Origin of the sequence: Levilactobacillus zymae (assembly GCF_032190635.1) — a bacterium.
Classification (GTDB): Bacteria; Bacillota; Bacilli; order Lactobacillales; family Lactobacillaceae; genus Levilactobacillus; species Levilactobacillus zymae_A.
The window spans coordinates 358,670-383,487 of sequence record NZ_JAVLAS010000001.1; the positions used below are offsets into that span (position 1 = coordinate 358,670).

A 24,818-nucleotide genomic window follows, 5' to 3' on the forward strand; every position below is an offset into this window, starting at 1 on the left:
ATAGCCATCCTAAGAAAGAAAATCGATGATCAAAGTAAGATCTTGGCTTGCGTAACCCTCACGACTCTGACGCTCGGGACGGCGCGTTTTCAGTTGCTCTAGGTGACCCAACGGTCCGTTAGGTTGGGATGATGGACACCGGTTATTCCAGGTTAAAGCGTAAGGCTGAGGGATGGTCCGGTCCCGTATAAATCGTTTGGGTGGCGGGAATGCCATCGGTAGTTTGGGCGCCCTGCGCGGTGTTGCTGTTCGGGAAAATGAGGTTGTCCGCGGCACTGGCAATGTCGAGGCGGAGCCGGTGGCCTTGGGGCAGCCGGATGGACGTCTTTTGGGTTTCAACGGTGAACCGGTAGACCTCGCCGGGAACCAACAACTGCGGCTTCCGGGGGGACTCACGGAACTTGGCGTTGAGGACGCCTTCGGCAATGTTCAGGGACTGACCGGTGGGCGTGACGTCGGTCAAGCGCACCACCCAATCGGTGTCCACCGCGGTGCTGCTGGCAAAAAAGGTGACCTGGAACCAGCCGGTAATCGTGAGCGCCGTTTTTACGGGTTCACTGGTAAAGCTGACGACATCGGGACGCTGTTCGACCTGGGCGTAATCGTTAGGAAACTCCAACTCGTTGGCCGACACGTCAATCAAGTGCGGGGTGGGGTGAGCCGGATCGTAACGGTAACTGGTCTTAGCGGACTTATCTAGTGTTGGTTGTAGCGTGTTGGCGTGGGCGTTTAAAAACCAGGTAGTCGCCTGGGGGTTCACGGGGAAGCTAGCGGCGTGTCGCCATTCGTCGGTATTGAGCATGTAGTAATCCACCACGGGTTCGCGGTCGATACCGTTATCAACACCGTTTAAAAAGTGGTCAAACCAGCGAACGTGTTGCGGTCGATGTCGGCGCGCAACGCGTGTTCTCCCAGGTGGATGGGCCCTAAGTCGTACTGAGCGTTACCGCTGTGTACCCAGGGCCCCAGGATTAACTTGCGTTTACCGGCCGGATAATGATCCGTCACCCGGATGGTTTCGGTGGTGCCGACGCCGTTGTCGTCAAACCAACCACTTTGAATGAGCGCGGGCACGGTAATGGCCGCGGCGCGCGTCTTCCAATCCATATTGGCCATGAAGTCGTCGTAGGCGGGATGGGTCATGAAGGTGGTGAAGCCCGGGATGGCGTGACCGAGTCCCACGACGGGAATATTTTCTAAGGGCCGGATCCCGAGGAGTTGCGGCCAATCATTGCGCTGCATGTTTTCCGGGTGGAAGTGTTTTTCGGCCGTCGAGAAGAACCAGGCTAGACTGCCCGAGATGGGCGCCCCGTTCTTGTAAATCGTGTCGTTGAACGGGCCACCGGCCGTGACCATGCTAACCAACGCCTTTAAGTGCGGGGTTCCCGAGGAAGCGGCGGCCCATTGGACGTAGCCACCGTACGAGCCCCCAATCATCCCCACGTTTTGGTTGGACCAGGGTTGTGCCGCGATCCAGTCGACGGTGTCGCGGCCGTCGTCTCTCTCGGCGGCCATGGGGAGCCACTCGCCCTCGGAATCGTTGCGTCCCCGGACGTCTTGGACGACCACGGCATATCCTCGTTGGACAAAACGCTGGTAATCGGCGTAGAAGAGCTGACGACCATAGGGGGTGCGGCTGAGGATAGTGCTGTGGGTGGGCTGACCGTCCGCCGGTAACAAGACCTCGGTGGCCAGCTTAACCTGGTCGTGCATGGGTACCAGCGCGGTAAATTGGGTCGCCACGGCTAATGGTCGGGTCACGAGTAGGTGGGCGGCCTGCCAGTCTGCCAGCACGGTCAGAGATTCATCGCCGGGCTGAATGATGACGGCCGTGGTATCACGGACGGTGATTTGAAAGCCCACTAGCTGCTGGTTTTTGACAACCAGGTTGACGGCGGGTTTGTGTTCGCGTTGGATCCAGAGCGTTCCCGACTGGGTCTGCTGAAAGACCTCACCCGCCGCCGTTGTAATCACCGACTTTGAGAAGTCAAAGGGGGTCTGGAGGTAGCGGTGCAGGCTAGCGGGCGGGACCTGCATCTGTTGCGTGTACCGTTGGGTCTGGGGGCCGGTCAGGGGTTGGCTTTTCCCGTTGACCAGCAGGTTAAGTTGCGTTTCATCGTCAACGAATTCGGCCTGTTTAACGCCGGATAGGTAAAAATCAAGTTTCAAAAAACCACTCCCTTATTTCTGCCAGTAAGCCGTGGCGTAGGTGAACGGCGCGCCGACCATGTGGTGTTGAACGCCCTTTAACTGGGTCTGCTGTAAGACGGAATAGACTTGCTGATTCAGCGGTACCAGCACTTGTTCATCTTTAACCAGTAGCTTTTCCGCCGCGTGGAAGTCGGCGTACCGCTGCTTGGCATGGTTGACGTCCTTGCCGTTAGCGTTGGCAATCAAACGATCATAGGTTGAGTTATGGTAGCCGGCCGTGTGTTCGGGGGTGCTGGTGTAATTTCCGAGGTAAGTCATCGGATCTTGGTAATCGGGGCCCCATTGCGCCAGAACCATCTGGAAGTTGCCTTGCGCGGCGATCCCCAGTTCCTGTTGTTGCGGTAACGAACGAATCGAGATCTTCAAGCCGGGGAGGTTCTTTTCCAGGACCGACTGCAGGTATTCGGCCGTGGTCTTTTGCCAATCCTCGTCGTCGATTAACAGTTGCAGGGTGATTTTCTGTTTCCCCAGTGCCTTTTTGGCCTGGGCCCACTCAGCGGCGACCTTGTGCTGATTAGCAACGTACAGCTGCCCCCCTTCCTGACGAAAGTCTTTGCCCGTAGCAGTGTTGCGAACGAATTTCGGCGGGATGTACCCGGATAACGGGGAGGACTCGTCTTGTAGGACCTTTTGGGCGAGCTGCTTGGTATCGATGGCGTTGGCCAGCGCTTGGCGCAGCGACTTGTTGAGTAATGGCGATTGACTCTTCTTGCGCATGTTGAATTGAAGGTAGGTCACCATCGAGTTGGGGATGGTCTTAAAGCCGGCCTTGTTTTTATTGTTTTTAACCAGGTTCGTGCTTAAAAATGTCATGTCGAGCTTATGCGACTGGTATTGGTCGTAACCGGTGGACGCATCCTTAACCACGTGAAAGTTAAGCTTCTTCAGGTGGGGGGTGACGGATCCCGTGTACTTGGCATTACGCGTCAACGAGATGGTGGTGGCGCCTTGCGAGTACTTGGCGAGCTGGTAAGGGCCGTTGTAAACCATGGTGCTCGGGGATGTGGCGTATTTGCTCCCCACCTTTTTTTCGAAGGCCTTGTTCTGGGGGAAGTACGGGTTAAAGGTTAACAGCGATTTGAAGTAAGGGGTGGGCTTTTGTAGGTCCACCTTCAGTTGATAACGACCGACCGCTTTTACGCCGAGCTTGGTCGGACTGAGCTTGCCGGTGGCCACCCGATCGCCGTTTTTGATCACGGTTTGAATGATGAAGGCGTAATTGCTCTTGGTCTTGGGATCCGCCCCGCGCTGCCAAGCGTAGACGAAATCTTGCGCGGTAACGGGATCGCCGTTAGACCACTTCGCATTGTGGCGCAAGTTGATGGTGTAGGTTTTATTGCCATTCGAGAGCTTGGGTTGCCCCTTAGCGACGTCCGGGACGACCTTATCTTGCCCGTTCATGCGGTAGAGACCGCTGAAAACGGCGGCCTGCACGTCGAAGCTGTTGGGATCTTGGGCCTTCAGGGTGTCCATGGACGCCACCTCGGTGTTGAGCCCGAAGTTAGCGGACGTTTTGGTGGCTTGCGTTTTTTTCTGACCACAGGCGCTCAGGGAGACTGTGGTTAAGAGCGCTAGGGCCAGCGTGATGGTGTGTTTTTTCATACGGGAGCCTCCTAGATGATTTATTAAAGTAAAGAAATTAGCAGTGGGACGCTAGAAAGCGAGTTCCACGCCTAACCCCGGTCGTTCGCTTAGTTGGATGACATCGTGATGGGTTGTGAAGCCGGCGTCGCGGAGCCAGTCGGGCTGTTGAAACATGAGGAAACTATCTAGATCGCAATATGTAATGTTGGCGTGAGCGGCGGCAAAGTGGGCGGCCGCACAGATGGCAATGCTCGACTCGGCCATGCAGCCGATCATGCAGGGGACGCCGGCCGCGGCGGCCACGTGGTTGATCTGTTCGGCCCCCAGGATGCCGGCGGACTTCATGAGTTTGATGTTGATGAGGTCGGCTTCGTGGGCTTGAAGAACGGCAAAGGCGTCGTGGGCCGAATGAACGCTTTCGTCGAGCATGAGGCTCTGCGAAATATGTTGGCGAATGAGGGCGTTAGCAGGGTGTTGCCAGTACGGCAAGGGCTGCTCGATAACCTTTAAATTGGTGTGCTGGAAGCGATCCATGACGTCGATCGTCTGCTTGGCGGTCCAGCCCTGGTTCGCGTCGACCTTAACCTCGACGCGGTCATCGACGACGGCCAGAATCTGCTGAATGGCCTGAATATCGGTCTGCACGTTGAGCCCGGTCTTAACTTTTAACTGGGTAAAACCGCGCGCAACGTCGCGTTGTGCTTCGGCGGCCATGGCGCTGGGCGTATCAATGGCAATGGTGATATCCGTTTTAACCCGGTTTGCTTGGCCTCCGAGGAGTTGATACAGCGGGAGTCCGGTGGCTTTGCCCAGAAGGTCGTACAAAGCAATGTCGATCCCCGCCTTTAAAGCGGTATGGCCTACGGTGAGGTGGTCCATGTCGGCGTGGCGCTGCTCAATATCGCGGGGGTCTTGCCCGATGAGGATGGGGCGAAAGTCGGCGAGGGCGAGTTTTTCGGTCGCGATGTTTTCCCCGGTCACGGGTTCGAAGGGACAGGCCTCGCCGTAGCCCACCAGCCCGGTGTCCGTGGTGATTTTTAGGATTAAAGATTCCATGGCCCGAATCTCGCCAAAGGTCACCTTGAAGGGCTTGGTCAGTTGGACCGAGACCGTTTTGCCAGTAATTTCGGTTATTTTCATTGTTTTGTAATTCTCCTTTCATAAATCTAATCATTTTTTAATGATTAAAGGGAATTTTATACCCGGACGAAAAAAATGTAAACCATAAATTTTTTTCAGGATAGGCGGGGCACATGGGACCAAGCACCTCAAAGTTACCGGCAATGGCTCCCGGCAGCGACGATCGGGTGGCGATTGTTTCATGTGAAACAACGGTGCGTGAGGGTTCATGAGCGTTGGGTGACCGGGCGTTTCGGCGGCCTGGGACTGGCTGGCCAAGTCTAAGGCAGATGTCCCCACCTAGTTCAAGGAAAATAGGGGGCCTAAGTGGCATTATGTAAGTCTTCGGAATTGGCTAAACTAGGGCTTAGGAGGTGACGAGATGGCGGAGAAAGTCGAAATTGCGGCGCTCCACAGTTTTTATCGGGGTCTAAGCGAACTGGTGGGGACCGAGGCCATGCTGGAGGTTTATCGCCATTATCGGGGCATTCAGATCAGTATACCGGTGCACCTCTATGACCGTGATCTGGCCGCCCAGATGGTGTTGCGGGAATTTAATGGTAAGAATCAGCAGGCGTTAGCGCGCAAGTACGGGTATAGTGAGAAGTGGGTTAAGTCCGTGTTGCGCCGGACGACCAAACACAAGGGGGAATTATAAATGTCATTTATCGTTTTGGTGATTTTAGTCGGTGGGGGCGCTTGGATCGCCCACGCGAAGTTTCACGTCAGCTGGGGTCAGGTCTGGGGCAGTATTGGTGCGGTGGCGTTTCTGCTAGTACGCTGGGCCTTCAAACAGGAACACGAAGAACATCAACAAGTCCACGAACGGGTGCGCCGGTTAAGTACTTATAACAATGAAGAATTAAAAGATCACGCCAACAACTATAGTTATTCGCCCCAAGAGCGCAGTGCGGCGCGCCACGAATTAGAAGAGCGACGTAAAAATGGGACGGGACCGTTCTAATGCGGTACACTAAAGGGGATTCATGATCAAGTTAGCTAATCAGAGGAGGAGAATTGATGACACGTTTGAACAACCTGGCCTTAGTGGCCTTAACGACCATGGCCCTAGGGACCGTTTCGACGACCACGGCCAGTGCGGCAACTTGGCATACGGGGACACCCAAGGCACTGCGCGGGAAGTTCCAGGACCGGCATAAGACCGCGGCTCAGGGATTTGCGACCGAATATACCTTTACCGCCAAGAAGTTTCTGTGGGGGATCTCGAATATGCCACTGCAGACGCATAGCCGGTTACGCTACCGGAAGCTGGGCGCACATGTGTACCGGTTAAAGGGACACGTCGCGCATCGCGGCATTGTGTTGGCAATGACTCGCGATTACGTGATTTATAAGAAGGGGAAGACCCTCAAGCTCACTTATTACAGCGACTACCGCAAGATGGGCTTTAAGAAGGTTCCGGTGGCTCATCAAGTGACGCACTTTAACTAAGCTCGTTTGAAACTCAGTGTAAATTAAAGACGACTGCTAAGAATTTGGTTTCTTAGCAGTCGTCTTTATTTAGACGCTCAATCCCATTAACGGGCGACCTGGCTTAGGCCGTTAGCGTAATTTAACTTCATTCCACGTTGGGTGTTCGGCAGGTAAACGTTGTAGCGAATCCGGTTCGACCCGATGGATTGCATCTGCATCTTCACGCCTCTAGCCAGCAGTTCGTGGCCCTTGAAGACGGGGGTGACGCGGTAACGCACGTAATGCTTGGGACTGGCTTTGAGGTAGGCAGCCACCTTGTTTTCGTAGGTGGTCATCCCGGGATCGTTGAGTTGCCGCGTCCCGGTGATCAGATTCTTCAGATTATTGTTTTGACCGGTCAGTTGGTACCCGATGAGGTGGCACCGGTTGTACAGCCAGCCCGTCTTGATGCGCTTGTTGTGCCACGCGGTCGGGTTGACGGATAGGACTTGACGCTGCCCCTTCGGCATCAACTTCCGGTTTAGCAGGGCGTTGGCCGCCGTGGCGCGGTTATAGCCGTCCAGGTTGCCGTAGGTTTGCCAAGCGCCGTGCTTGGTCGAGAGGGTGGCTCGACTGAAGCCCGGGTGATTGTGGTTGATCACCTTGACGTGGTAGGTTTTGGCCCCCACGGTGTAGGTGCCCTGGGGTTTGACCGCGGCGCGAGCCGTGACCTTTTTAGCGGTGCGCTTGCGGGTCACCTTTTTGCGCGTGACCCGCTTGACCGTCCGGCGTTTAGCCGGGGCCTTTTCGGTTGCCGAGAGGGTCAAACCGCGTTGCTTCGCCGTTTTCAGCGAGACCGCGTAGACCTTCTTGGCTCGGTTTAAGCCCCGGTCGTGCCGTTTGTAAAAGTAGTGTTTCCCCGTCCGGGTGACGTAGACCGTAGTGGCGTGCGCCAGGGTGGGTGGGGTGACGGCGGTAGTGGTAACTAGTCCCCCGACGATTAACATCATCGCCAGAACCCACTTCACCCAGATAGCCGGTTTAGTTTGCATCATGGTTCCTCCTCCAAGATTAACTAGCGAATTCAATTCGCCTCAACACTACTTATTTTATAGCAAGAATTATGCAAATGCTATCACAATTCGACGCCGGCTTTTGGTTCGATTAGCTGAAGCTTAATTAAGTGAAAGAACCAGCGGTTGAGGTTCTCGGCCAGACCGCCTATAATGCGTTTATTGTGAATAACTAAGAGGTGTAAATATGAAGAAAACAAGCATTGTGACGTATCCCGCTGTCTTTATCGCTGACGACGCCGATGGCTACACGGTCATCTTCCCCGACATCGTCGACGCCGTTACCGGTGGTCAGGATCTGGGCGAAAGCCTGGTGAACGCCACCGCGACGCTGGGCCGGTTCCTGGTGGATCATCAAGGAAACCTGCCCGTTGCTAGTACCATGACGGAGTTAGCTCACCGTTATCCCGCTGATTTCATTCAGTTCGTTGCCGTTGATCTGAGTAACGTGGCTACCCAGCCAGTCGAGGCTGATGTGAGCGTGTTACCCTTAAATTTAGCTAAGTAACCTCCCCCAAGGCCTTACCTAAAAAAAGTAAATCCCCCGCCGACCAATCCGGTCAGCGGGGGATTTTAAGTTACTGCTGATTTTCGATGGCCGCGACGCGTTGGCGCAGCCGGTTCTGGTAGGTAATCAACCAGAGGTCGTTGGGGTATTGGGCCATGATGGCGTCGCAGAATTTGACAGGGTCGTCCCCGATGATTTGGGCGACGGGCACCTGGTCGGCGGCGCTTTCTTCGAAGAGGTGCAGGATGGCTTCCAGGGCGTCCAGGAAGCCTTCGCCCTTGGCAAAGTTCCACATGTACTTTTCCAGGGCCTGCAGGGTGGCGGCGTAGGGTTGCGGTAGGGCCGCCACGTCGCGTTGGAACTGGTGATAGCGTTTTTTATCGCCGATGAGCTTTTGTAAAATATTCGCCATGCTTAGCGCTCCTTTAATTGCGTCATTTTTTGAGCTAGGAAGTCCCACTTGGTCCAGAAATCCTGGAGGTAGGCCTCCCCAGCGGCGTTGAGTTGATAAAATTTCCGTTGGGGTCCAACGGCGGATTTGCGTCGTTCCACCGTTAGAAGCCCCTTCTTTTCGAGCCGTAAGAGGACCGTGTAGACGGTGCCCTCGACGATGTCGTCGAAACCCAATTCGCTCAGATAGTGGGTAATCTCGTAACCGTAAGTCTCGCCGCGGCTGATGTGTTGGAGCACGATGCCCTCCAGTGAGCCTTTGAGTAATTCCGTTAAACCTTGCACGGGTGCACCTCCTTGGGGATGAATGAACTACATTGCGTAACTGAGTACTGCTATATAGTATAACAATATAGTACTGCTGTCAAGCAGGGAACTAATCAAAAACACCACCCAGTTGGCGGTAAGCCACTGAGCGGTGTTTTAAATTAATCGGTTTGGGGGGTCGGTTTAACCCCGTTAAATTGATTGACCAGTAACCGAACCGTGGCCCGACTACGGTTGGCAGCGAGGGTGGCCAATAATAGGAAGCAGGGGAGGTACTGGATCAGGTAGCGACTCCGGCCCCCTTCGAAGAGCAGTAGAAACATGAAGCCCCCGATGAGGGAGAGCCGCAGAACCTCGCGGAACCCGCGTTGGTCGCCCCAACCCAGCGCAATCAAGGTCAACAAGCCGACCCACCAGACCTGCGCGATGAAGCGAAAGTCGGCGATGTGGGTGCCGTAGAGGTAAATGTAATTCTTGAACTTGTTCGCTAATCCGTGCTGGCTGGGTTTCTGATTCTCCCGGAAGAAGTGCCCTTCCTTGAGCCAGCCGAAGGTACCATCGGCCGTGTTATTACGCTGTTTAAGGACCAGAAACTTCAGGTAACCCAGTGGTCCCAGCTGTTTTAACCGGCTGACCAGCATCTTTTGGGAATAGGCCGTTTTTTGTTCAGCCGTGGGGAGGACCGCCATGGCGATGGCCTGTTTTTCGCTGTAGCCACCTTCACCGTAGACCCCCATGGCCGCAAAGTGGATGGCGGGAATCGCCCGCGACTTATCGATCTGGATATAGTCTTGGTGTTGCACGGCCCGGTTGATGGTCAGGTAGGTGCCGCCCGCGGTGAGGCTGGCCAAAAGGAGCACCCCGGCGGTAAGGGCGATCCCGTGGCCGGTGAGTAGCCGGTCTTGCGTCAGCCAGGTCAACCCCGCGACAATGATCATCGCGATGACGGGGATGATCGCCGAGGGCTTAATAAAGTAGGTGATGGCGATGGTGATGCCCAACACGGCTGCGGTGGCCCACTTTCCCAGCAAGGGGACGGTGGGGTGGCCGATGAGAGCGGCGCAGAGTAGCATCAATGAAACGAAGGGCAGCACCCAGGCGTCGGTGTAGGGCATCAAAATGCTGGGGAACACGGCCAACCACGCCGCGTGTAGGTACAAGCTGACGCCCAGATAGCGGCGCTTAAGCACCACTACGGTGAGCAGGTTCAAGAGGGCCGACAAATCCACCATGCCCAGCGTGAGGTAGTCGAAAAATTGCCAGGAGGTTTGACCGGTGTGCACCACCAGCCAACGCATGGCCAACATAATGGGGAGGTTGTTTTGGTTCAGGCTGTAGTAGGCGGTTACCCCGGTTTCCAGGACGTGACGGGGGCTCACGGCGGCGTAGTGCAACATGCCGGCGTCAAAACCACTGACGGGGTGCACGTAGGTGACAAAAACGATCTGCCAGACCACCACGGCCACCAGTAAGCTCCCGGCTACCCACAATTGATGATCCACGAAGAGCCGTTTAGCCAGGTGGCGACAGCGGGGGTAGGCCCAAAGCGCGAGGCTACCACCTAACAGGACCAACACGAAACCAGTGGTGACCCAGGTGGTGCTGGTCCCGAACGTCCAATTATCACCAATGGTCAGGTTGGTCGAGGTCCAGGCGAAAAATAAAGTTAATAGGAAGAGCACGTGCCAGAAAAAGTTAATGGTCCGGTGCCCCAACGTGGCGAGTATATCCACAACGAGGACTCCTGTCTTCACGCTGTTCGGGTGGGTTAGATTTTAGCCCCAACGACTAACAGCGTGCATCTATAGTTATCTGCACAAAATTATACCACTTATAGTAGTACACTATTGTCAAAGTAAGTATATTAAACTAAGATAGCAGTGAGGTCATATTTTTACGGGAGGCGATGGAATGGTTAAACACCGGACCTATAAAATCAAGTCCTACGTGAATGCCAGTCACGCGATTCGCTGGGCCACGGGCTCGGGGAAGAAGCACACGCACACCTGGGAAATCGTTTGCGAGTTGCATACGATTGATGAGATGGTTGCCTTCTACGATATCGAAAAGAATTTACATCAAGTCTTGGATGGGTTATCGGGTAAGTTTTTAAACGATTTACCGGAATTCAAGACGGTTAATCCGACCGTGGAAAACGTGACGGAGTACCTCTTTACGAAGATCGATAAGACGTTACGCGAGAATGGTGCCCAGCTGTTGCGCATCGAAGTGAGTGATTCGCCGATTCGGGCCTACTGCATCGATGTACGGGACTGGCAGACTAAGGACGTTGATGATCAAGCTAAGTAAGGTAATTTGGGTAAACACACGTCAGCAATTTAAGTATGGGGAGGAATCAACCATGCAGCGAACACAACAAGTCATTTTAACAATGGTCGCGGTCGTCATGGGACTCATCTGGGCGACCAGTTCGGCCGCCGCGGCCACCAAGATTAACATTGATGGTGACGTTTCGGATTGGGATCACGTCAGCAAGGTCACGACCGGTAGTAAGGCGCAGGTAGCTATGGTGGTGACCAAGAGCACGCTCTACTATTACGTCGCGATGAATCCAACGGGGACGGTTGCGGGTAACGATAACGGCTGGGCCGCCAGTAACGACTTTCAGCTCTATCAGGCTTATCAGCTCCAAGCGGGCAACCAAACCTATTGGCTAACGCCAGAGCCTAAGCTTAACGGGTCGTATACGCCGCCAACCACCGTCGGTAGTAAAACGGAAGTTTCCGTAAACGTTACTGGAAACTGGGGCGCCTACAATAACACGGGCGTGGCCACTGGTTACGTCACGGCGGTCAAAAATTCCAGTCAGGCCGGGTACCAAGACGTCTTCGAGGGGGAGGTCCCCCTGCTAGACCTACAGTTGGCTGATGACACCGCCGAATTTACGTTAAGTAGCGGTAGTTATAGTAATTTAGGAAATTACACCGTCACGGACACTCGCGATACGACCGCGACGGACACCGATACCACGGGAGATGACGATGCACAGACTGCCGAGGGCGATGGCACGACCACGAAGGGGGATGCCGGTAAGGATTACGCTGGGCACCCGGACATCGTAATCGATGGCGCGTTCGATGACTGGGCCAACGTCGATAAGACTAAGATTAGAGAATCCGACGATGACTATAACGTCAAGGATGGCGCCATGGTTCAGTATGGCGGCAACCTCTATATCTACATTAATATGTCGCCGAACACGGGGAACGGGTACGCGCGGCTCCAACCATCGGGCTATAAGCTCACGATTGGCAACACAACCTATGATTTAACCGTGGAAAACGCTGATGGCGGGACCTTTACACCGTTGTCGAGCGTGGGGGCGACCCAGTCCATTACCATGGGAATCTACTGTGCGAAGACTAATTCCTGGACCGCTAAGCCCGATGATGTCGAAGGGGCAGCTACCCGGGTGGCCACCCAGACCGGTGGCTCCAGTGACGTCTTTGAAATCAAGTTGCCACTCAAGGATTTCAAGGCCTCTAGCGCGGACGGCCAAACGATTACCCTGAAAAACGATAACTTGGGGAAGCAATCCATGACCGTCACCGGTGGGAGCACCGGACCGGTCCTGCTTGCCAGCAGTGGGTTCGGCATCGCGTTGTTTGGTCTTTGGCAGTTTAACCGGCGCAAGCGGCGGCACGAGGGTGACCAATGAACCCGTTATTGATTCTGGGCACCATCGTGTGGTTATATGCCTTGTCAGTCTTACGGAGAGTCCAATTGCCGGCCTACTTCTTCATTGTGGGTAGCGTGGGACTCTTTTTTATCCTCATCACGTTAAGCGATCCATACTGGGTCTGGTTCTTCACCCACGCGGTGATCACGGCCATCTCGGGGCTGGGCGCGGTGACGGGGATGTGCCAGGTCATGGCGAAATACGGGATTGTGCACATCATCAGTACCAACGCCACCACGTTGATGACCATCGACTACGAGTGTTCGGGAATCATCGAGACCATGGCCTTTCTGGCGTTGATCGCCTTTTTTCCGACCTATCGGCGGCGGGAACGGGTCTTCTACGCGGTCTTTGGGATCGTGTGGATCTACCTGGATAACGTCTTGCGGATTAGTCTGGTGGTGATTCTCGTGCACTTCTTTGGTCCGGGCAGCTTCTTTCTGGCCCACACCATCATCGGGCGATTGGTCTTCTACGTGCTGGTGATTATCCTGTACTACAACGTCTTTACCTATTCGCAAATGGCGCGGGGACTGTACTTTAAGTTCCATCCCAAGCAAAGGGGTGACACACACTGATTCAATATTGGTTACAGCTGACGTTCTTTAAAATGGGCTTCTGGATCACCTGGACCATTATTCCGGTCATCGTGGAAATTATCCCGTCGATGATTTCGGCGTTTCGGGTGTATTATCAGGGAACCCATCAGGTGCACTTAGAGCCACCGGCGAAGTGGCCGATGATTTCGATCTTAGTGCCGGTCTACAACTCGGAAGACACCCTGTTCGATTGCTTGGATTCGATTGCGCAATCGACCTACCCGAAGGATTCTATCCAGGTAATTGTGGCCGACAACCAGAGTACCGACAATAGCTTTGGGGTCTTCGCGGACGCCCAGAACCACTTCGCGGACCTGCACCTGTCGATCATTCATACGGAAAAGGGGAAGGCGCAGGCGCTTAACGTGGCCATGTATAACGCGATCGGTACCTATATCATTAATATCGATAGTGACGGTCGTTTGGAACCCCACGCGTTAACGAACCTGGTGCTGCGGTTTGAAAACGACCCGCACATCGCGGCCATGACCGGGACCATCTTGTCGAACAAGCACGATATCATGGCGACTAAGCGGCGCCGATTGCGGACCCTGCAGCGTAACGAATACTTCGAATACGCGCAGGCCTTCTTGTCGGGGCGGACGATTGAGTCCGGGAAAAATGAATTATTTACCATGTCCGGGGCGTTCTCGGCGTTTCGATGTGATGTGCTCTACAGCACGTTTATGTACAATACGGAAACGGTCGGTGAAGATACCGACATGACGTTTCAGATTCGCCAACGCCTGGGTGATAAAATCATTCTGTGTCACGATGCGATCTTCTACATCGGTCCCATCAGCGGGTGGGGCGAGTTATACACCCAGCGCCAACGCTGGCAACGGGGGGAACTGGAGGCGGTCCACAACTACAATCGCGGGAAGGCCGGGTTAGATAATTTCTTTAATAACTTCCTGGTGCGGCGGTTGATGATTGACCACACCTTCATGTTTCCTAAGATGATCTGGTTTTTCGCCAGTATTGTGCTACTATTCTTCCGCTACTCGGCGGTGGTGTTGGCGGCATCGTACATCTTGATCTACTTCCTGTATGTGTTGGTGGAGGCGTTAAACTTCATCTGCGTGCGAACGTTATTGGCGAACTTTCCGGAGGAGCGTAAGTTCTATGACCACCAGTGGTGGACCATGTTCACACTACCAGGGTATAACCTGGTGTGCTTCTGGTTTCGACTGATTGGGACCATCAATATGATGGTCAGCTCGGCGAACTGGACCAGCAAACGTCCCAACGTGGAGGCCCAAGAGGTGCGCCGACAGGTCAAAGCGGATGCGAAAGCTCTGTGGGAAAATTATAAGCAATCAAAATAGACGCGTTCCCGGTGTGGGAGCGCGTCTATTTTGACTGAGAATCAATTAGCATCAGGTGTGTCGTATAGCCGCCAAGTAACAGTTCCTGTGTACGTGGTTCCGCTATCTCCTGAGTAGATGGTGGGGCCAGCTTTAAAGTAAATTCCAGATTGTTTTTCGTTACTGGTGGTTGCCCAATCATCAGCAGCGTTAACCGTATTAACGCCCTTAGCACGACTGCCACTGGCTACTAAAACGGCTTGGTTGGTCATCGGTTCTTCGTTGCCATTAGCATATTTGTAGACGAGACCGTTGATGGAGCGAGTGCCGTTGGTGACCGGTGAAGCTTCGGCCGTGACGGACCATTTAGAATCGACGGTTCGCGTATCGTTAACGTTAACGATAGCGGATTTGGGTGCAAGTAAAGTGGTTTTAGTAGGTACGGCATTAAGTCCAAAGTCGAGATCACCAATTGTACCGAATTCAATCTGGCCGTTGTGCTTCGTAACTGTAATAGCGACACCGCCATCGGTGGCGACACCGGCACTATTTTTGGCACTAATTGTGATGGTGGTGCTACCACCATCGTTTAGATTAGAAATAATATCCGCTAAGTTTGACTTATCCGCAGAGAAAGTGAGATCACTGTTGTTTAAGGTAGTTCCTAAAAGGGATACGCTAACGCCTGCCTGTTTCACAAGCCAACTTAAGACGTCGTTATCCGACTTACCACTAATATTATCTGTGAGATCATCTGGGTATACGTCAATGCTAGATTTATCGGAAGTGATATCTAAAACGTTTTTGAGACTAGCTGCGGAAGCCACGAGGTCACCCATATCGTTGGTTTCAAATACCGAAATTACAGTGGTGTTGGTTAACAACCCTAATGCTTGGGGAAAATCAATCTGAAAAGTACCATCACTATTGATAGTTCCCTTATAGACTTTGGTCGTTCCGTCAATCCCCTTAGGTGCAGCCCAAATAGTTAAATTGTCCTTAGTGTAGGCATTATATCCCGTGATTGAAGTATCACTAGATTTAATGTTAGCCAGAGTCGTAATTGACTGAGAATAGGTACTGTTAACAGTCAGTTTTTTAGTCTGAGTCAGAATTTGACCGCTGGATGAAATGGAACCACCTTCCCAAACATCTGCAATGGTTAGAGGGGAAGATGAATCCGCTTTGTTCTGGCCAAGGTAGTAGCTCATGGTTTTGCTGCCATCACTAGTTTTAATGATGAACCCAAAGTCCATGGGCATAGCCAAACGAAAATCATTTAAGTTAGAGAAGTCTACATTAATTTTCAGGTAATTTCCTGAAAAACTAATACTATTGGTACCAGTAGCTAGGTTAGTCCCACCAGTTCCGGGAACTGCAGCGCCGCTAGTATTCGTCATAACGGTAGGCGTGAATTCCGTAATCTTAGCCGTTGAGCTAGATGGCATGGCAATCTTACCGGAGAAGGCCAAATAGATTTCTGTGGTTTTGGTAGTAATTCGGTTAGTGCTAGATAGGTTATTAGCAGCCACCGAAGTCAGAGTGGGCATTGTAGTGGGAACGGTCCCGCTGACTGTTCCAATCCGCTGAGGGGATGCAAAGGATGAGTAAACGTTAGAACTAGGGACTGTCTGAAAACTAAAAATTCAGGTATAATCTGAGGAAAAACGAATCGAGGCATTCCGATGACAACACCTAAACGATACGAACTGGAAGATGCTCAGTGGGACCGAATCAAAGGATACTTCCCGCCATACCGGACTGGCCGTCCATCAAGCCTAGACAACCGTACCGCCCTCAACGCTATCCTCTGGCTCATGCGCAGCGGGGCTCCTTGGCGTGATCTACCTGAACGCTATGGCTCTTGGAAAACGGTGTATAGTCGCTTCCGAGCCTGGGTAAGTTCAGGCTTGTTCGAACAGGTTTTTCTCGAATTGATTGACAATCCCGACATGGAAAACTTGAGCTTAGATTCAACGATCGTTCGAGCGCATCAAAAGGCCACTGGGGCAAAAAAACGCCGAATGTATGGTCGAAAATCAAGCTATTGGACTAAGTCGAGGTGGCCGAACGACCAAGATTCACGCACTCGTTGACGGATTAGGGAATCCCTTGGGTTTTCGCCTAACAGGTGGTCAAGTACATGATAGCCAAGTTGCCAGTGAGTTGCTGGAAGGCTTCGATATTTCTCAATCAAATATTATCGCGGATAAAGCCTATGGCACCGCGAAACTTCGCCAGTGTATTAAAGATAAAGCAGCCGTCTATACCATTCCGCCAAAGGAAAATACCAAAGACAAGTGGACCTGTGATTACCACGTTTATTGTGAGCGCCATTTGATTGAGAACTTCTTCAATCAGTTGAAGAACTTTCGTAGGATTGCAACGCGTTATGATAAGCTCGCTCATGTTTATCTGGCTACGGTTTACATTGCCTCAATTTGCATCTTACTTAAGTAGTTTTCAGACGGACCCTAGTTGAAACCAAACTAGCTCCAGAAGGGAGCGTGGCCGCGTGAGCTGATTCTAACATCAAGCCGCAACCAAATATGGTCATGATGAGTAAACCAAGCTTCAACATTATTTGTTTAAAATGTGACATCTTGATTCACTCCTTCTCTCTCAATAGGCGGGCCTGCCGTCGGATAATGATACTTAGAACTAGCACAACCAATAAGAGTAGTCCAATTAATTCAATCAAAACTGATTGAACTTCGTTAGTTTGTGGGAGCCTACCAGATAACACAGCCGTTGTTATTGCTTTGACAGCGGAGCGATGGGTCGTCGGAGCAACTTGATCGGCCGACTTTCCGGTTTTGGTTATTGGTTTCTTACCATTGGGGATTTTTTTATTACTGGCGGCACCATCGGGATCGGTACCGTTGTCCGCGGCAGTCGTCCCGTTTGCGCCAGCACCATTAGAGTTAAGTTCGGATGAGCTACCGTTTGTTGTATTGGTGGGTCCCCCGACAAAAGTGATTCCCGTGGTCGTATGACCAGTGCCGGTTGCGGCGAGCGCTGATGTTCCGCCGCTAAAACCTAAAATTAACGTCAGAACCAACATAAGTTGCATGAACTTCTTTGTCATAATCAACGCCCCCCTTATTAGTTTTAGTTACATTATTTGGTGTTCGAAGCATCAGAATCTTCATCGTCTTGTTTGCGCTTGCGCCGAATCAAATAGATGATGAGTAAAATTAGTAGGACTAAAATGAGCATCCCTAGGGCTCCTAAGGCCACAAGTAACCACACGCTAATTCCAGAATTTTCAACAGCATCGTGATTGTACTTGTTAGCTTGAGCCTGGGTGATGGTGAAGTTGCGGTCAAAGACCCAAGTTCTATCGGTATTTTTAACGACCATGTGAAGGTGATAGTGACCAGCCTTTAATGGCGTCTTCCCAAAGAGCATTGGGTACCGAAAGGTCGTATTAGGTGCCATCTGAACGTTTTCTTGAGTGGCGTGCTTGATGACCTTGGCGCCGTTATCTCGGTCGGTGATTTTAGTATCCATTTTGAGGTTTGGGATAATGACCGCCGAGGTGTTACGCAGATTGGCAAAGATACCACGGTGATAGTTTCCTAATCCGGCGGAGACCTTGCCCAGTTTCATTTCTGGAGCGGGGACCGTTCCCATCGTATACTTCATGCCAATAACGTAAGAGTATTGATTCCGCAGATTACTGGCGCCCTTAACGTTTCCAGTTACTTTGCTATCAATCCGTTTAAAGTACCATCCTCCTAAGATAACCCCGTTAAAGTTGGTCTTGGGAACTTTAACGGTTGTAGTAACCAATTTAGATCCTTTGGATGGAATGGTAATTGTCTTTTTTCCTTGAATTTTACTAATGTCACTCATTTTGTAACGAAGTGAGGGATCAAACGAGGTCGCGGGTTTAACGTACTCGATAGCACCACCGGAACTGGTCCAAGCAGTATGAATGGCAGTTTGGACTTTAATTTCCTGATTGGTTAGATTATAAACGCGAACTTGAAGTTTTTCCGTTTGCCCAGATTTCATTTTTAAATCGGCAAATTCTATAATTAATCCGAACAGAAATTAAAAAGCCCAAAGCAATCACTTACAATGGTAGTAGCTAATTCCAACCAATATAGGGAGTGATTACTTTGGGTACATCTACTTTATCACGTTTTCAACGTGGCGCACTAGCACAACTGGTCAATGAGGGGAATAAATCTTACCAAGTAATGGCTGACGCCTTAGGCGTCGCCAAAGCTACGATTAGCTATGAGTTGGACCGGGTTAAACCTTATGATCCAGAATTAGCTCAGCAAGATGCAGATCGCAAAAGGCGGAATTGCGGTCGTCGTTCGATGCTGACGGCAGCATTAGCGACTTTAATTACCAATCACTTACGATTAACCTGGTCACCAGAAACCATTGCGGCCGCTTATAACTTGAGCACTGCGTCAATTTATAATTGGCTTAATCGTGGCTGGCTCCTCTTCAAATTGACTGATCTACCCAATCGGAATGTCCGCCAGCACCGAGTGAGCGAAAATCGTGGGAAATTTACAAGTGGGACTTCCATCGAACAACGGCCAACAACTGTTAATCAACGGTTAGCTTTTGGTCATTGGGAAGTAGATACGGTGCTTTCTAGTCGAAGTGAGTCACGATCATGTCTGGTTACATTCGTAGAACGTAAGACCCGACTTCTATGGGCCATCAAAGCCCCTAATAGAACGGCTAAGGCTCTAAACACCGCCTTTGGCAAGTTTATGGGGGCCTTCGGTCCCCAAGTAAAATCCATTACTGTTGATCATGGTAAAGAGTTTGCCAATTATCAGGCCTTAGAACAGGATTATCAGATCAAAGTTTATTTTTGCCATCCATATTCACCATGGGAGCGAGGTTCCAATGAATATTTTAATAGACGGTTACGCTGGTTCTTCCCGAAAAAGACCAATTTTAGCCAAGTAACGACTGATGAGATCCTAGCAGCACTTGAACTAATTAATCAACGACCATTAAAAATACATCATCAACAGACTGCCATTGAAAGATTCCGGGCTTGTTCGGATTAAACTTGTAATTTGCCAATCGAAAAACGAATTTTCTCGATTAATTTGATTACTGGGAATCTTAGCCGAGACACTATATCCAACAGTGTTGGCAGTATTATCCGCACGGGCTAATAAGGGAACACATGCACCAATTATTAAACTGACAACCAACAAAACGATATGTTGGGCTTTTCCTAGTTTATACATTTTTGTACTCCTGACCATCTAATACATTAGATTATTAAATTGATATCAGTTTAATAATACAACTATGTAAGCTAAAAAGGTGCTCATTTGAGTATAATGAACACCTTTCGCCATGTGATTATCGTTAGGCCCCTGGTGTATCACTCAAGGTCCAGTTAACATTTCCTGAATAAGTTCCAGCTTTAACGTTGGCAGGGATGTTAGCTAATGTGATGTTTGATGGATCTAATTGGAAAGTGGTATTTAAGACACCACTACCTTCTTTGGCACTGAAAAGCGTTTTAGAAGTACCATCGGTAGATAATTCAGCATTAACCCCTGAAATACCTGCATCTTTATAATCTGTAACGGCGGAATTATTAATGGTTGCTGTTGATCCATCTAAATCCAAAGTTGCCCCGGTTAAGACATCGCCGGCACCGTTGGCTTCGGTAGTCATCTTATCGGCGCTAACTTGGACTGTCCAACCTGCGTTAGTCCCACGAGTATCAGCAACTTCAGCAATTAATTTAGTATTTTCAGGAACGTCACCCATTGCTTGAGTCTCTACCGTTGGGTGATATTCTTTAGCGTTGGCAGTAGTCTGGATGGCTAGATTCTTACCAAAATCCATGGACTTTGAAACGTATAGGAAAGTTAATTCACCACTAGCAGTTGTCCCACCGCCATCACCTGGCACAATTTCACCGGGCTTGTCAGGATCAACTGGCTTGGTGCTTGGATCTGGCTTAGCAAAACTGATACTACTTTTAGTTGTCCCAGTTGTGCCATCCGCATTGGCAACGATTGGTGCAACCGTCCCTAATAACAATGCACCGGCTAATAACATGCTACTTACTTTTTTGTTCATAAATAAAGCACCCCTTTTGCTTCTCTTCTTGAAACTTCCCAAAAACACTGTGATGTGGTGATACAAAATGCCGTGTTGCGATGATTTTTTCTTCTAAAGAGGTAAATACGACTCTTTAGTTAATGGAACCAACGTAGATAATTACCAATGAAACAAATTAGGTTACAAGTTATTATCTATGTAACAACTTAATCATATAAGATAATTTGGCATATGTAAACGATTTTCTAACAAAAAAATAAGGTTAACTGATGGCCGTGTTAGCAGCAATTTAAAAGAATTCTTAACTAGTAGGTGTTAGTTAAAAAGCGTACCTCACCAGTAAGGGCTAAACTATAATGGTTGATTCTATAAATGAATAGTAATTTTGAGCATTGACCAAACCGCGATCTAACTAACTTTAGCTAGGGATTGTGAAATGAAAAAATCAGGAAACAATTTGTGCAAGTAGATACTTGCACACAATAGTATACACAGTACATTATCATCCGATAATTAAGAGCGTTATTAAGAATTATTCTAAAATGTTTTCAAAAAAATTTGGACATAAAATGACATAACCCTTAACTGGGCTAGTCCAATCAAAGCGACACGTCTTTGGAACCGCCGAAAAGGGGAAAGCACGTGGGGGGACCGAGGGACTTACCCCTTTCAGTCCCTCAAACCATATAATTACCATAATATCGTGTATAATCTGGTCAAGAAGGCGTTTAACGCGGAGAAGTGGGGGCCGTTATCCGGTGATTCAGATGACGAATCGCCAATGGTGACGGGCCACAACTTTTTAGGGGAGTCTGCAAGGCGTCGGCTTAATGGCGCTCGGGTGACGGCCACGTTTCCCGGGCAAAGAGTCAAGGAGGAATGCGCAACATGAAAGTTTTAATGCCCTATTTTCGGCGTTACCACCGCGACGTGTGGGTAGCGCTCCTTTCGATCATCGTGCTGGTCTTTGCGACCTTGTGGCAACCGCGCCTCTTACAGGTGGTCATGGAAGCCATCATCAAAAACGACCAGCAGACGGTCTTTCAACAGGGCCTCTTCTTACTGGGGCTCGCCGTTTTAGGCATCATTGGTGGGATCGTTAACACCATCTATTCCGCCCGTGTGGCGTTGGGGGTGGCGACCGACTTACGGGCCGATTTATACGCCCACGTTCAGTCGCTGGCCTTCGCCGACGTCGAGAAATTTTCGGCGTCCAACCTGGTGGTCCGCATGACCAACGATATCAACCAGGTTCAACAGATCGTGATGGCCGGGTTTCAACAGATTACTCGAATCCCGTTGCTGTTTATCGGGGCGCTGATCTTGGCACTGGTGACCATGCCACAACAGTGGTGGGTCATCCTGGCCATGATGGTGATTATCCTGCTGGTCTGTCTGGTCGCCGTTAAGCGGATGACCAAGTACTTCGGTCAGACCCAACAGGACATCGAAAACGTCAACACGGTCGCCCGCGAAAACCTGATGGGGATTCGCGTGGTCAAGTCGTTCGTCCAGGAGGGTAACGAAATTAAGAAATTCTCCGGCGCGTCGGACGAGTTGACCAACGTGACCGCTAAGATTGGGTACTGGTTCGCCATCCTGATGCCGGCGTTCTTCTTAACCGCCAACTTGGCGGTCGGCATCGCGGTCTACATCGTGGGGCAAAACGTCACCACCCACCCGACCTATCTGGCGGCCATCACCAGTTTTATTTCCTACTTAATGCAAATCTTGTTCGCCGTGATCAACGGGGGCTTTCTGATGACCTTCGCGTCACGGGCCTTCATCTCGCTGGGGCGGATCGGCGAAGTCCTGAACACGGCACCCAGCATGACCTACGTCAGTGGCGACGACCAGCCGGTCCAGGGCGACGTGACGTTCGACCACGTGACCTTCACCTATCCCGGTGACGATCACCCGACGTTACGCGACGTCAGCTTTACCTTAAAGGCCGGCACCATGTTAGGCATCGTTGGGGCTACGGGTTCCGGTAAGACCACGCTGGCGCAGTTGATTGCGCGGCTGTACGACCCGGACAGCGGTCAGGTCAAGGTCGGCGGCGTCGACGTGCGCCAGTTGCCCGAAAAGGCGCTACGGTCCACCGTGGCCTACGTCCTACAACGCTCGACGCTCTTTTCCGGGACCATCTCCGGTAACCTCAAACAGGTCCAGCCGGATGCCAGCGTCGGTCACATGCAGTGGGCGGCTAACATCGCCCAGGCGTCGGAATTCATCGAACGCCTGCCGCAGACCTACGACGCGCCCGTCGAAGAACGCTCCCAGAACTTTTCCGGAGGTCAGCAGCAACGACTCGCGATTACCCGTGGTGTGATTGCTAACCCCAAGATTCTGATCTTAGACGACGCGACCTCGGCACTAGATGCCCGGTCCGAAAAGCTGGTCCAAGAGGCGTTGAACCGGGACCTGAAGGGGACCACCACCGTGGTGATTGCCGAAAAGATCTCGTCGATCATCAACGCCGATCAGATTCTAGTGCTCGATCACGGCCGCGTTTCGGGCGTGGGGACGCACCACGAATTGGTCGCCGATAACGCGATTTACCAAGCCATTTACCAGACCCAAAAGGCCCGAGAGGAGGGGACGGTCAATGAGTGATTTACGCAATGCCGGCAAGTATTACTGGCACTATCTCAAGCGCTACTGGCGCGGCTTTATCATCAGTATGCTTCTGATCGCCTTTTCCACCTGGTGCATCGTGGTGGCGCCGACCTACCTGGGCCGGGCGGTCGAACAACTGACCACCTACCTCCAGCAGTGGAGTTCGCCGGCCACCAGGGGGCAAGCCAGCCTGACACCGTTTAACCACACGCTGATCATCTACATCTTGTTGTATGTGGGGGATGCCAGCACGATTTTTATTTCCAGTCTGATTCTCGCGCGGGTCACCGCCCATTCGACGGGGACCATGCGGGTGGGGCTGTTCCGCAAGCTCCAACGGATGAAGGTCCAGTACTTCGACACCCACAGCGACGGCGATATCCTGGCGCGGTTCACCTCTGATTTGGATAACATCTTCAACGCCATGAACCAAGCGCTGCTGGAAATCCTGTTGGCGGTGGCCCAGTTCGTCGGGTTACTGATCGTGATGTTCAACCAAAACGCCACCATGGCCTCGACGCCGCTAGCCCTGATCGTGGCGGCGGTCGTGATGCGCAAGGCCGGCGTGGCCGTCAACCAGCAACAGGACGACATCGGGAAGCTCAACGGCTACATCAACGAGCAGATCACCGGCCAGAAGGTGTTGATCACCAACGGCCTGCAGCAAGACTCGCTGAAGGGCTTTGCCGGCTACAACGCCAAGGTGCGGCAGTCGGCCCTGACCGGGCAGATCTGGTCGGGGATTCTGAACCCGTTGATGCAGGGAATGTCGCTACTCAACACGGCTATCGTGATCTTCTTTGGCTCCTGGTTCGCGTTGAATGGCAGCCTGTCCACCGGGGCCGCGTTGGCGCTGGTGGTGGTGTTCGTCAACTACGCACAACAGTATTACCAGCCCATCATGTCGCTGACCAGCCTCTACAGCATGATTCAACTGGCGATTACCGGGGCGCGGCGGGTCGATGAGGTCCGCAACCAACCGGAAGAAACCAACCCGGCGCGGGGCCATGAGATGCCCGCCATTCAAAACGGGTTGCAGATCGACGACGTGCACTTCAGTTATGTACCGGGCAAGGAAATTCTCCACGGGGTCTCAATCGACGTGCATCGCGGCGAAATGGTCGCGTTGGTCGGGCCGACCGGGTCGGGGAAGACCACGGTCATGAACCTGCTGAACCGCTTTTACGACGTCGATCAGGGCGCGATTACCCTGGACGGCACCGACATCCGGCAGTTTGATTTGCAGTCGCTCCGGACCAACGTCGGCATCGTTTTGCAGGAACCGCAACTGTTTACCGGCACGATTGCCGACAACATTCGCTACGGCGACCCGCAGGCGGGGATGGACCGCGTGATCGATGCGGCCAAGCAGGCCAACATTCACGACTTCATCACCAGTCTGCCGGCGGGGTACGACACCCGCGTGTCCGACGAGCAAAGCATCTTCTCAGCGGGGCAGAAGCAGCTGATGTCGATTGCCCGGACGATTCTGACCAACCCGCGGCTGTTGATCCTAGACGAGGCCACGTCCAACGTGGACACGGTCACCGAGGACCGAATTCAAGCCGCGATGGATAACGTGATCCAGGGCCGGACCAGCTTCGTGATTGCGCACCGCTTGAAGACGATTCTGAACGCCGATAAGATTGTGGTCTTAAAGGACGGTCAGGTCATCGAACAGGGGAATCACCAAGCGTTACTGGCCGAAAATGGCTTCTACGCGGAGCTGTATCGCAACCAGATGGTATTTGATTAATGAGCCAAAACACGCCTCAAGTCGACCCTTTAGCCGGCTTGAGGCGTGTTTTGTAATGGTGAAAATAGGGGTATTTAATGTCCTTGAAATTTAGTATGATAGGGGTTACCCCATCAGGGGGTTAACGACCGAATCGGAGAGGTGTA

The 24,818-nt window shown here is 51.9% G+C and carries 23 protein-coding genes and 1 pseudogene; 12 read left to right on the plus strand and 12 right to left on the minus strand.

The window, feature by feature from the left end; translation table 11 throughout:
• Positions 1-142 precede the first annotated feature (142 nt).
• From RI501_RS01570 to RI501_RS01585, 4 genes and pseudogenes are all read right to left on the minus strand, one after another.
• Positions 143-853, minus strand: a pseudogene (locus tag RI501_RS01570) (CocE/NonD family hydrolase); the annotation flags it as partial.
• A complete protein-coding gene (locus tag RI501_RS01575; protein ID WP_313823108.1) occupies positions 850-2,037 on the minus strand; it encodes a CocE/NonD family hydrolase in 1,188 nt (395 codons plus the stop codon). The gene RI501_RS01575 and the pseudogene RI501_RS01570, both read right to left, overlap by 4 nt.
• 144 nt (positions 2,038-2,181) lie before the next feature.
• Complete coding sequence (locus RI501_RS01580) at positions 2,182-3,813, minus strand: peptide ABC transporter substrate-binding protein (protein WP_313820035.1); 1,632 nt, start codon at positions 3,811-3,813, stop codon at positions 2,182-2,184.
• 51 nt (positions 3,814-3,864) lie between these two features.
• Positions 3,865-4,935, minus strand: coding sequence for a mandelate racemase/muconate lactonizing enzyme family protein (locus tag RI501_RS01585; RefSeq protein WP_313820036.1), 1,071 nt, complete (start codon positions 4,933-4,935; stop codon positions 3,865-3,867).
• A 361-nt stretch (positions 4,936-5,296) separates the two neighbouring features.
• On the opposite strand from RI501_RS01585, the gene RI501_RS01590 reads away from it, so the two are divergent.
• The 3 genes from RI501_RS01590 to RI501_RS01600 are packed head-to-tail and all read left to right on the plus strand — an operon-like array spanning position 5,297 to position 6,366.
• Positions 5,297-5,572, plus strand: coding sequence for a Mor transcription activator family protein (locus RI501_RS01590; RefSeq protein WP_313820037.1), 276 nt, complete (start codon positions 5,297-5,299; stop codon positions 5,570-5,572).
• Positions 5,573-5,878: a hypothetical protein gene (locus RI501_RS01595; RefSeq protein ID WP_313820038.1), complete on the plus strand. Its 306-nt coding sequence runs from the start codon at positions 5,573-5,575 to the stop codon at positions 5,876-5,878.
• Between the two features lie 56 nt (positions 5,879-5,934).
• Complete coding sequence (locus tag RI501_RS01600) at positions 5,935-6,366, plus strand: hypothetical protein (protein ID WP_313820039.1); 432 nt, start codon at positions 5,935-5,937, stop codon at positions 6,364-6,366.
• A gap of 86 nt (positions 6,367-6,452) precedes the next feature.
• On the opposite strand, the gene RI501_RS01605 is transcribed toward RI501_RS01600, so the two are convergent.
• The gene (locus tag RI501_RS01605) at positions 6,453-7,379 is read right to left on the minus strand and encodes a DNA/RNA non-specific endonuclease (RefSeq protein ID WP_313820040.1); all 927 of its coding nucleotides are present in this window, start codon (positions 7,377-7,379) and stop codon (positions 6,453-6,455) included.
• Between the two features lie 208 nt (positions 7,380-7,587).
• On the opposite strand from RI501_RS01605, the gene RI501_RS01610 reads away from it, so the two are divergent.
• Entirely contained in the window at positions 7,588-7,908 is a 321-nt protein-coding gene (locus RI501_RS01610) for a type II toxin-antitoxin system HicB family antitoxin (protein WP_313820041.1), read from the plus strand.
• Positions 7,909-7,978: 70 nt separating this feature from the next.
• Here the strand turns inward: RI501_RS01610 and RI501_RS01615 are convergent, their stop codons facing one another.
• The 3 genes from RI501_RS01615 to RI501_RS01625 all read right to left on the minus strand — a co-directional run bounded on the left by RI501_RS01615 (position 7,979) and on the right by RI501_RS01625 (position 10,358).
• Positions 7,979-8,320 carry a DUF1048 domain-containing protein gene (locus tag RI501_RS01615; protein ID WP_313820042.1) on the minus strand — a complete coding sequence of 114 codons (342 nt, stop codon included), beginning with the start codon at positions 8,318-8,320 and terminating at the stop codon, positions 7,979-7,981.
• A gap of 2 nt (positions 8,321-8,322) precedes the next feature.
• Positions 8,323-8,643, minus strand: coding sequence for a PadR family transcriptional regulator (locus RI501_RS01620; RefSeq protein ID WP_313820043.1), 321 nt, complete (start codon positions 8,641-8,643; stop codon positions 8,323-8,325).
• Between the two features lie 143 nt (positions 8,644-8,786).
• Complete coding sequence (locus tag RI501_RS01625; RefSeq protein WP_313820044.1) at positions 8,787-10,358, minus strand: TIGR03766 family XrtG-associated glycosyltransferase; 1,572 nt, start codon at positions 10,356-10,358, stop codon at positions 8,787-8,789.
• A gap of 178 nt (positions 10,359-10,536) precedes the next feature.
• On the opposite strand from RI501_RS01625, the gene RI501_RS01630 reads away from it, so the two are divergent.
• From RI501_RS01630 to RI501_RS01645, 4 genes are read left to right on the plus strand one after another with little or no spacing between them, the layout of a single operon-like run.
• Entirely contained in the window at positions 10,537-10,935 is a 399-nt protein-coding gene (locus RI501_RS01630) for a 6-carboxytetrahydropterin synthase (RefSeq protein WP_313820045.1), read from the plus strand.
• Between the two features lie 52 nt (positions 10,936-10,987).
• Positions 10,988-12,304, plus strand: a complete 1,317-nt coding sequence (locus RI501_RS01635) for a Firmicu-CTERM sorting domain-containing protein (RefSeq protein WP_313820046.1) — start codon at positions 10,988-10,990, stop codon at positions 12,302-12,304.
• Entirely contained in the window at positions 12,301-12,903 is a 603-nt protein-coding gene (xrtG, locus tag RI501_RS01640) for an exosortase family protein XrtG (RefSeq protein ID WP_313820047.1), read from the plus strand. The genes RI501_RS01635 and xrtG overlap by 4 nt, the downstream gene beginning before the upstream one ends.
• Before the next feature lie 32 nt (positions 12,904-12,935).
• Positions 12,936-14,252 (plus strand): TIGR03111 family XrtG-associated glycosyltransferase, encoded by a 1,317-nt coding sequence (locus tag RI501_RS01645; protein WP_313820048.1) that lies wholly within the window; start codon positions 12,936-12,938, stop codon positions 14,250-14,252.
• 41 nt (positions 14,253-14,293) lie between these two features.
• Here the strand turns inward: RI501_RS01645 and RI501_RS01650 are convergent, their stop codons facing one another.
• Positions 14,294-15,631 carry a hypothetical protein gene (locus RI501_RS01650; RefSeq protein WP_313820049.1) on the minus strand — a complete coding sequence of 446 codons (1,338 nt, stop codon included), beginning with the start codon at positions 15,629-15,631 and terminating at the stop codon, positions 14,294-14,296.
• 285 nt (positions 15,632-15,916) lie between these two features.
• On the opposite strand from RI501_RS01650, the gene RI501_RS01655 reads away from it, so the two are divergent.
• Positions 15,917-16,691 (plus strand): IS5-like element ISLpl3 family transposase gene (locus tag RI501_RS01655; protein WP_313820050.1). Its coding sequence is split into 2 segments (ribosomal slippage): positions 15,917-16,245 and positions 16,244-16,691, totalling 777 coding nucleotides; the frame shifts between segments, so codons are not numbered across the junction.
• Between the two features lie 148 nt (positions 16,692-16,839).
• On the opposite strand, the gene RI501_RS01660 is transcribed toward RI501_RS01655, so the two are convergent.
• A complete protein-coding gene (locus RI501_RS01660) occupies positions 16,840-17,319 on the minus strand; it encodes an LPXTG cell wall anchor domain-containing protein (protein WP_313820051.1) in 480 nt (159 codons plus the stop codon).
• A gap of 32 nt (positions 17,320-17,351) precedes the next feature.
• Complete coding sequence (locus RI501_RS01665; protein WP_313820052.1) at positions 17,352-18,251, minus strand: DUF916 and DUF3324 domain-containing protein; 900 nt, start codon at positions 18,249-18,251, stop codon at positions 17,352-17,354.
• 107 nt (positions 18,252-18,358) lie between these two features.
• Here RI501_RS01665 and RI501_RS01670 point away from each other — a divergent pair, with 107 nt between their 5' ends.
• Entirely contained in the window at positions 18,359-19,279 is a 921-nt protein-coding gene (locus RI501_RS01670) for an IS30-like element ISLsa1 family transposase (RefSeq protein WP_082265524.1), read from the plus strand.
• A 310-nt stretch (positions 19,280-19,589) separates the two neighbouring features.
• Here the strand turns inward: RI501_RS01670 and RI501_RS01675 are convergent, their stop codons facing one another.
• Positions 19,590-20,315, minus strand: a complete 726-nt coding sequence (locus tag RI501_RS01675; protein WP_313820053.1) for a WxL domain-containing protein — start codon at positions 20,313-20,315, stop codon at positions 19,590-19,592.
• 870 nt (positions 20,316-21,185) lie between these two features.
• Here RI501_RS01675 and RI501_RS01680 point away from each other — a divergent pair.
• Together RI501_RS01680 and RI501_RS01685 are read left to right on the plus strand one after the other, a co-directional pair.
• On the plus strand, positions 21,186-22,913 hold the full coding sequence (locus RI501_RS01680) for an ABC transporter ATP-binding protein (RefSeq protein WP_313820054.1): 1,728 nt from the start codon (positions 21,186-21,188) through the stop codon (positions 22,911-22,913).
• On the plus strand, positions 22,906-24,672 hold the full coding sequence (locus RI501_RS01685) for an ABC transporter ATP-binding protein (RefSeq protein WP_313820055.1): 1,767 nt from the start codon (positions 22,906-22,908) through the stop codon (positions 24,670-24,672). The genes RI501_RS01680 and RI501_RS01685 overlap by 8 nt, the downstream gene beginning before the upstream one ends.
• Positions 24,673-24,818 lie beyond the last annotated feature (146 nt).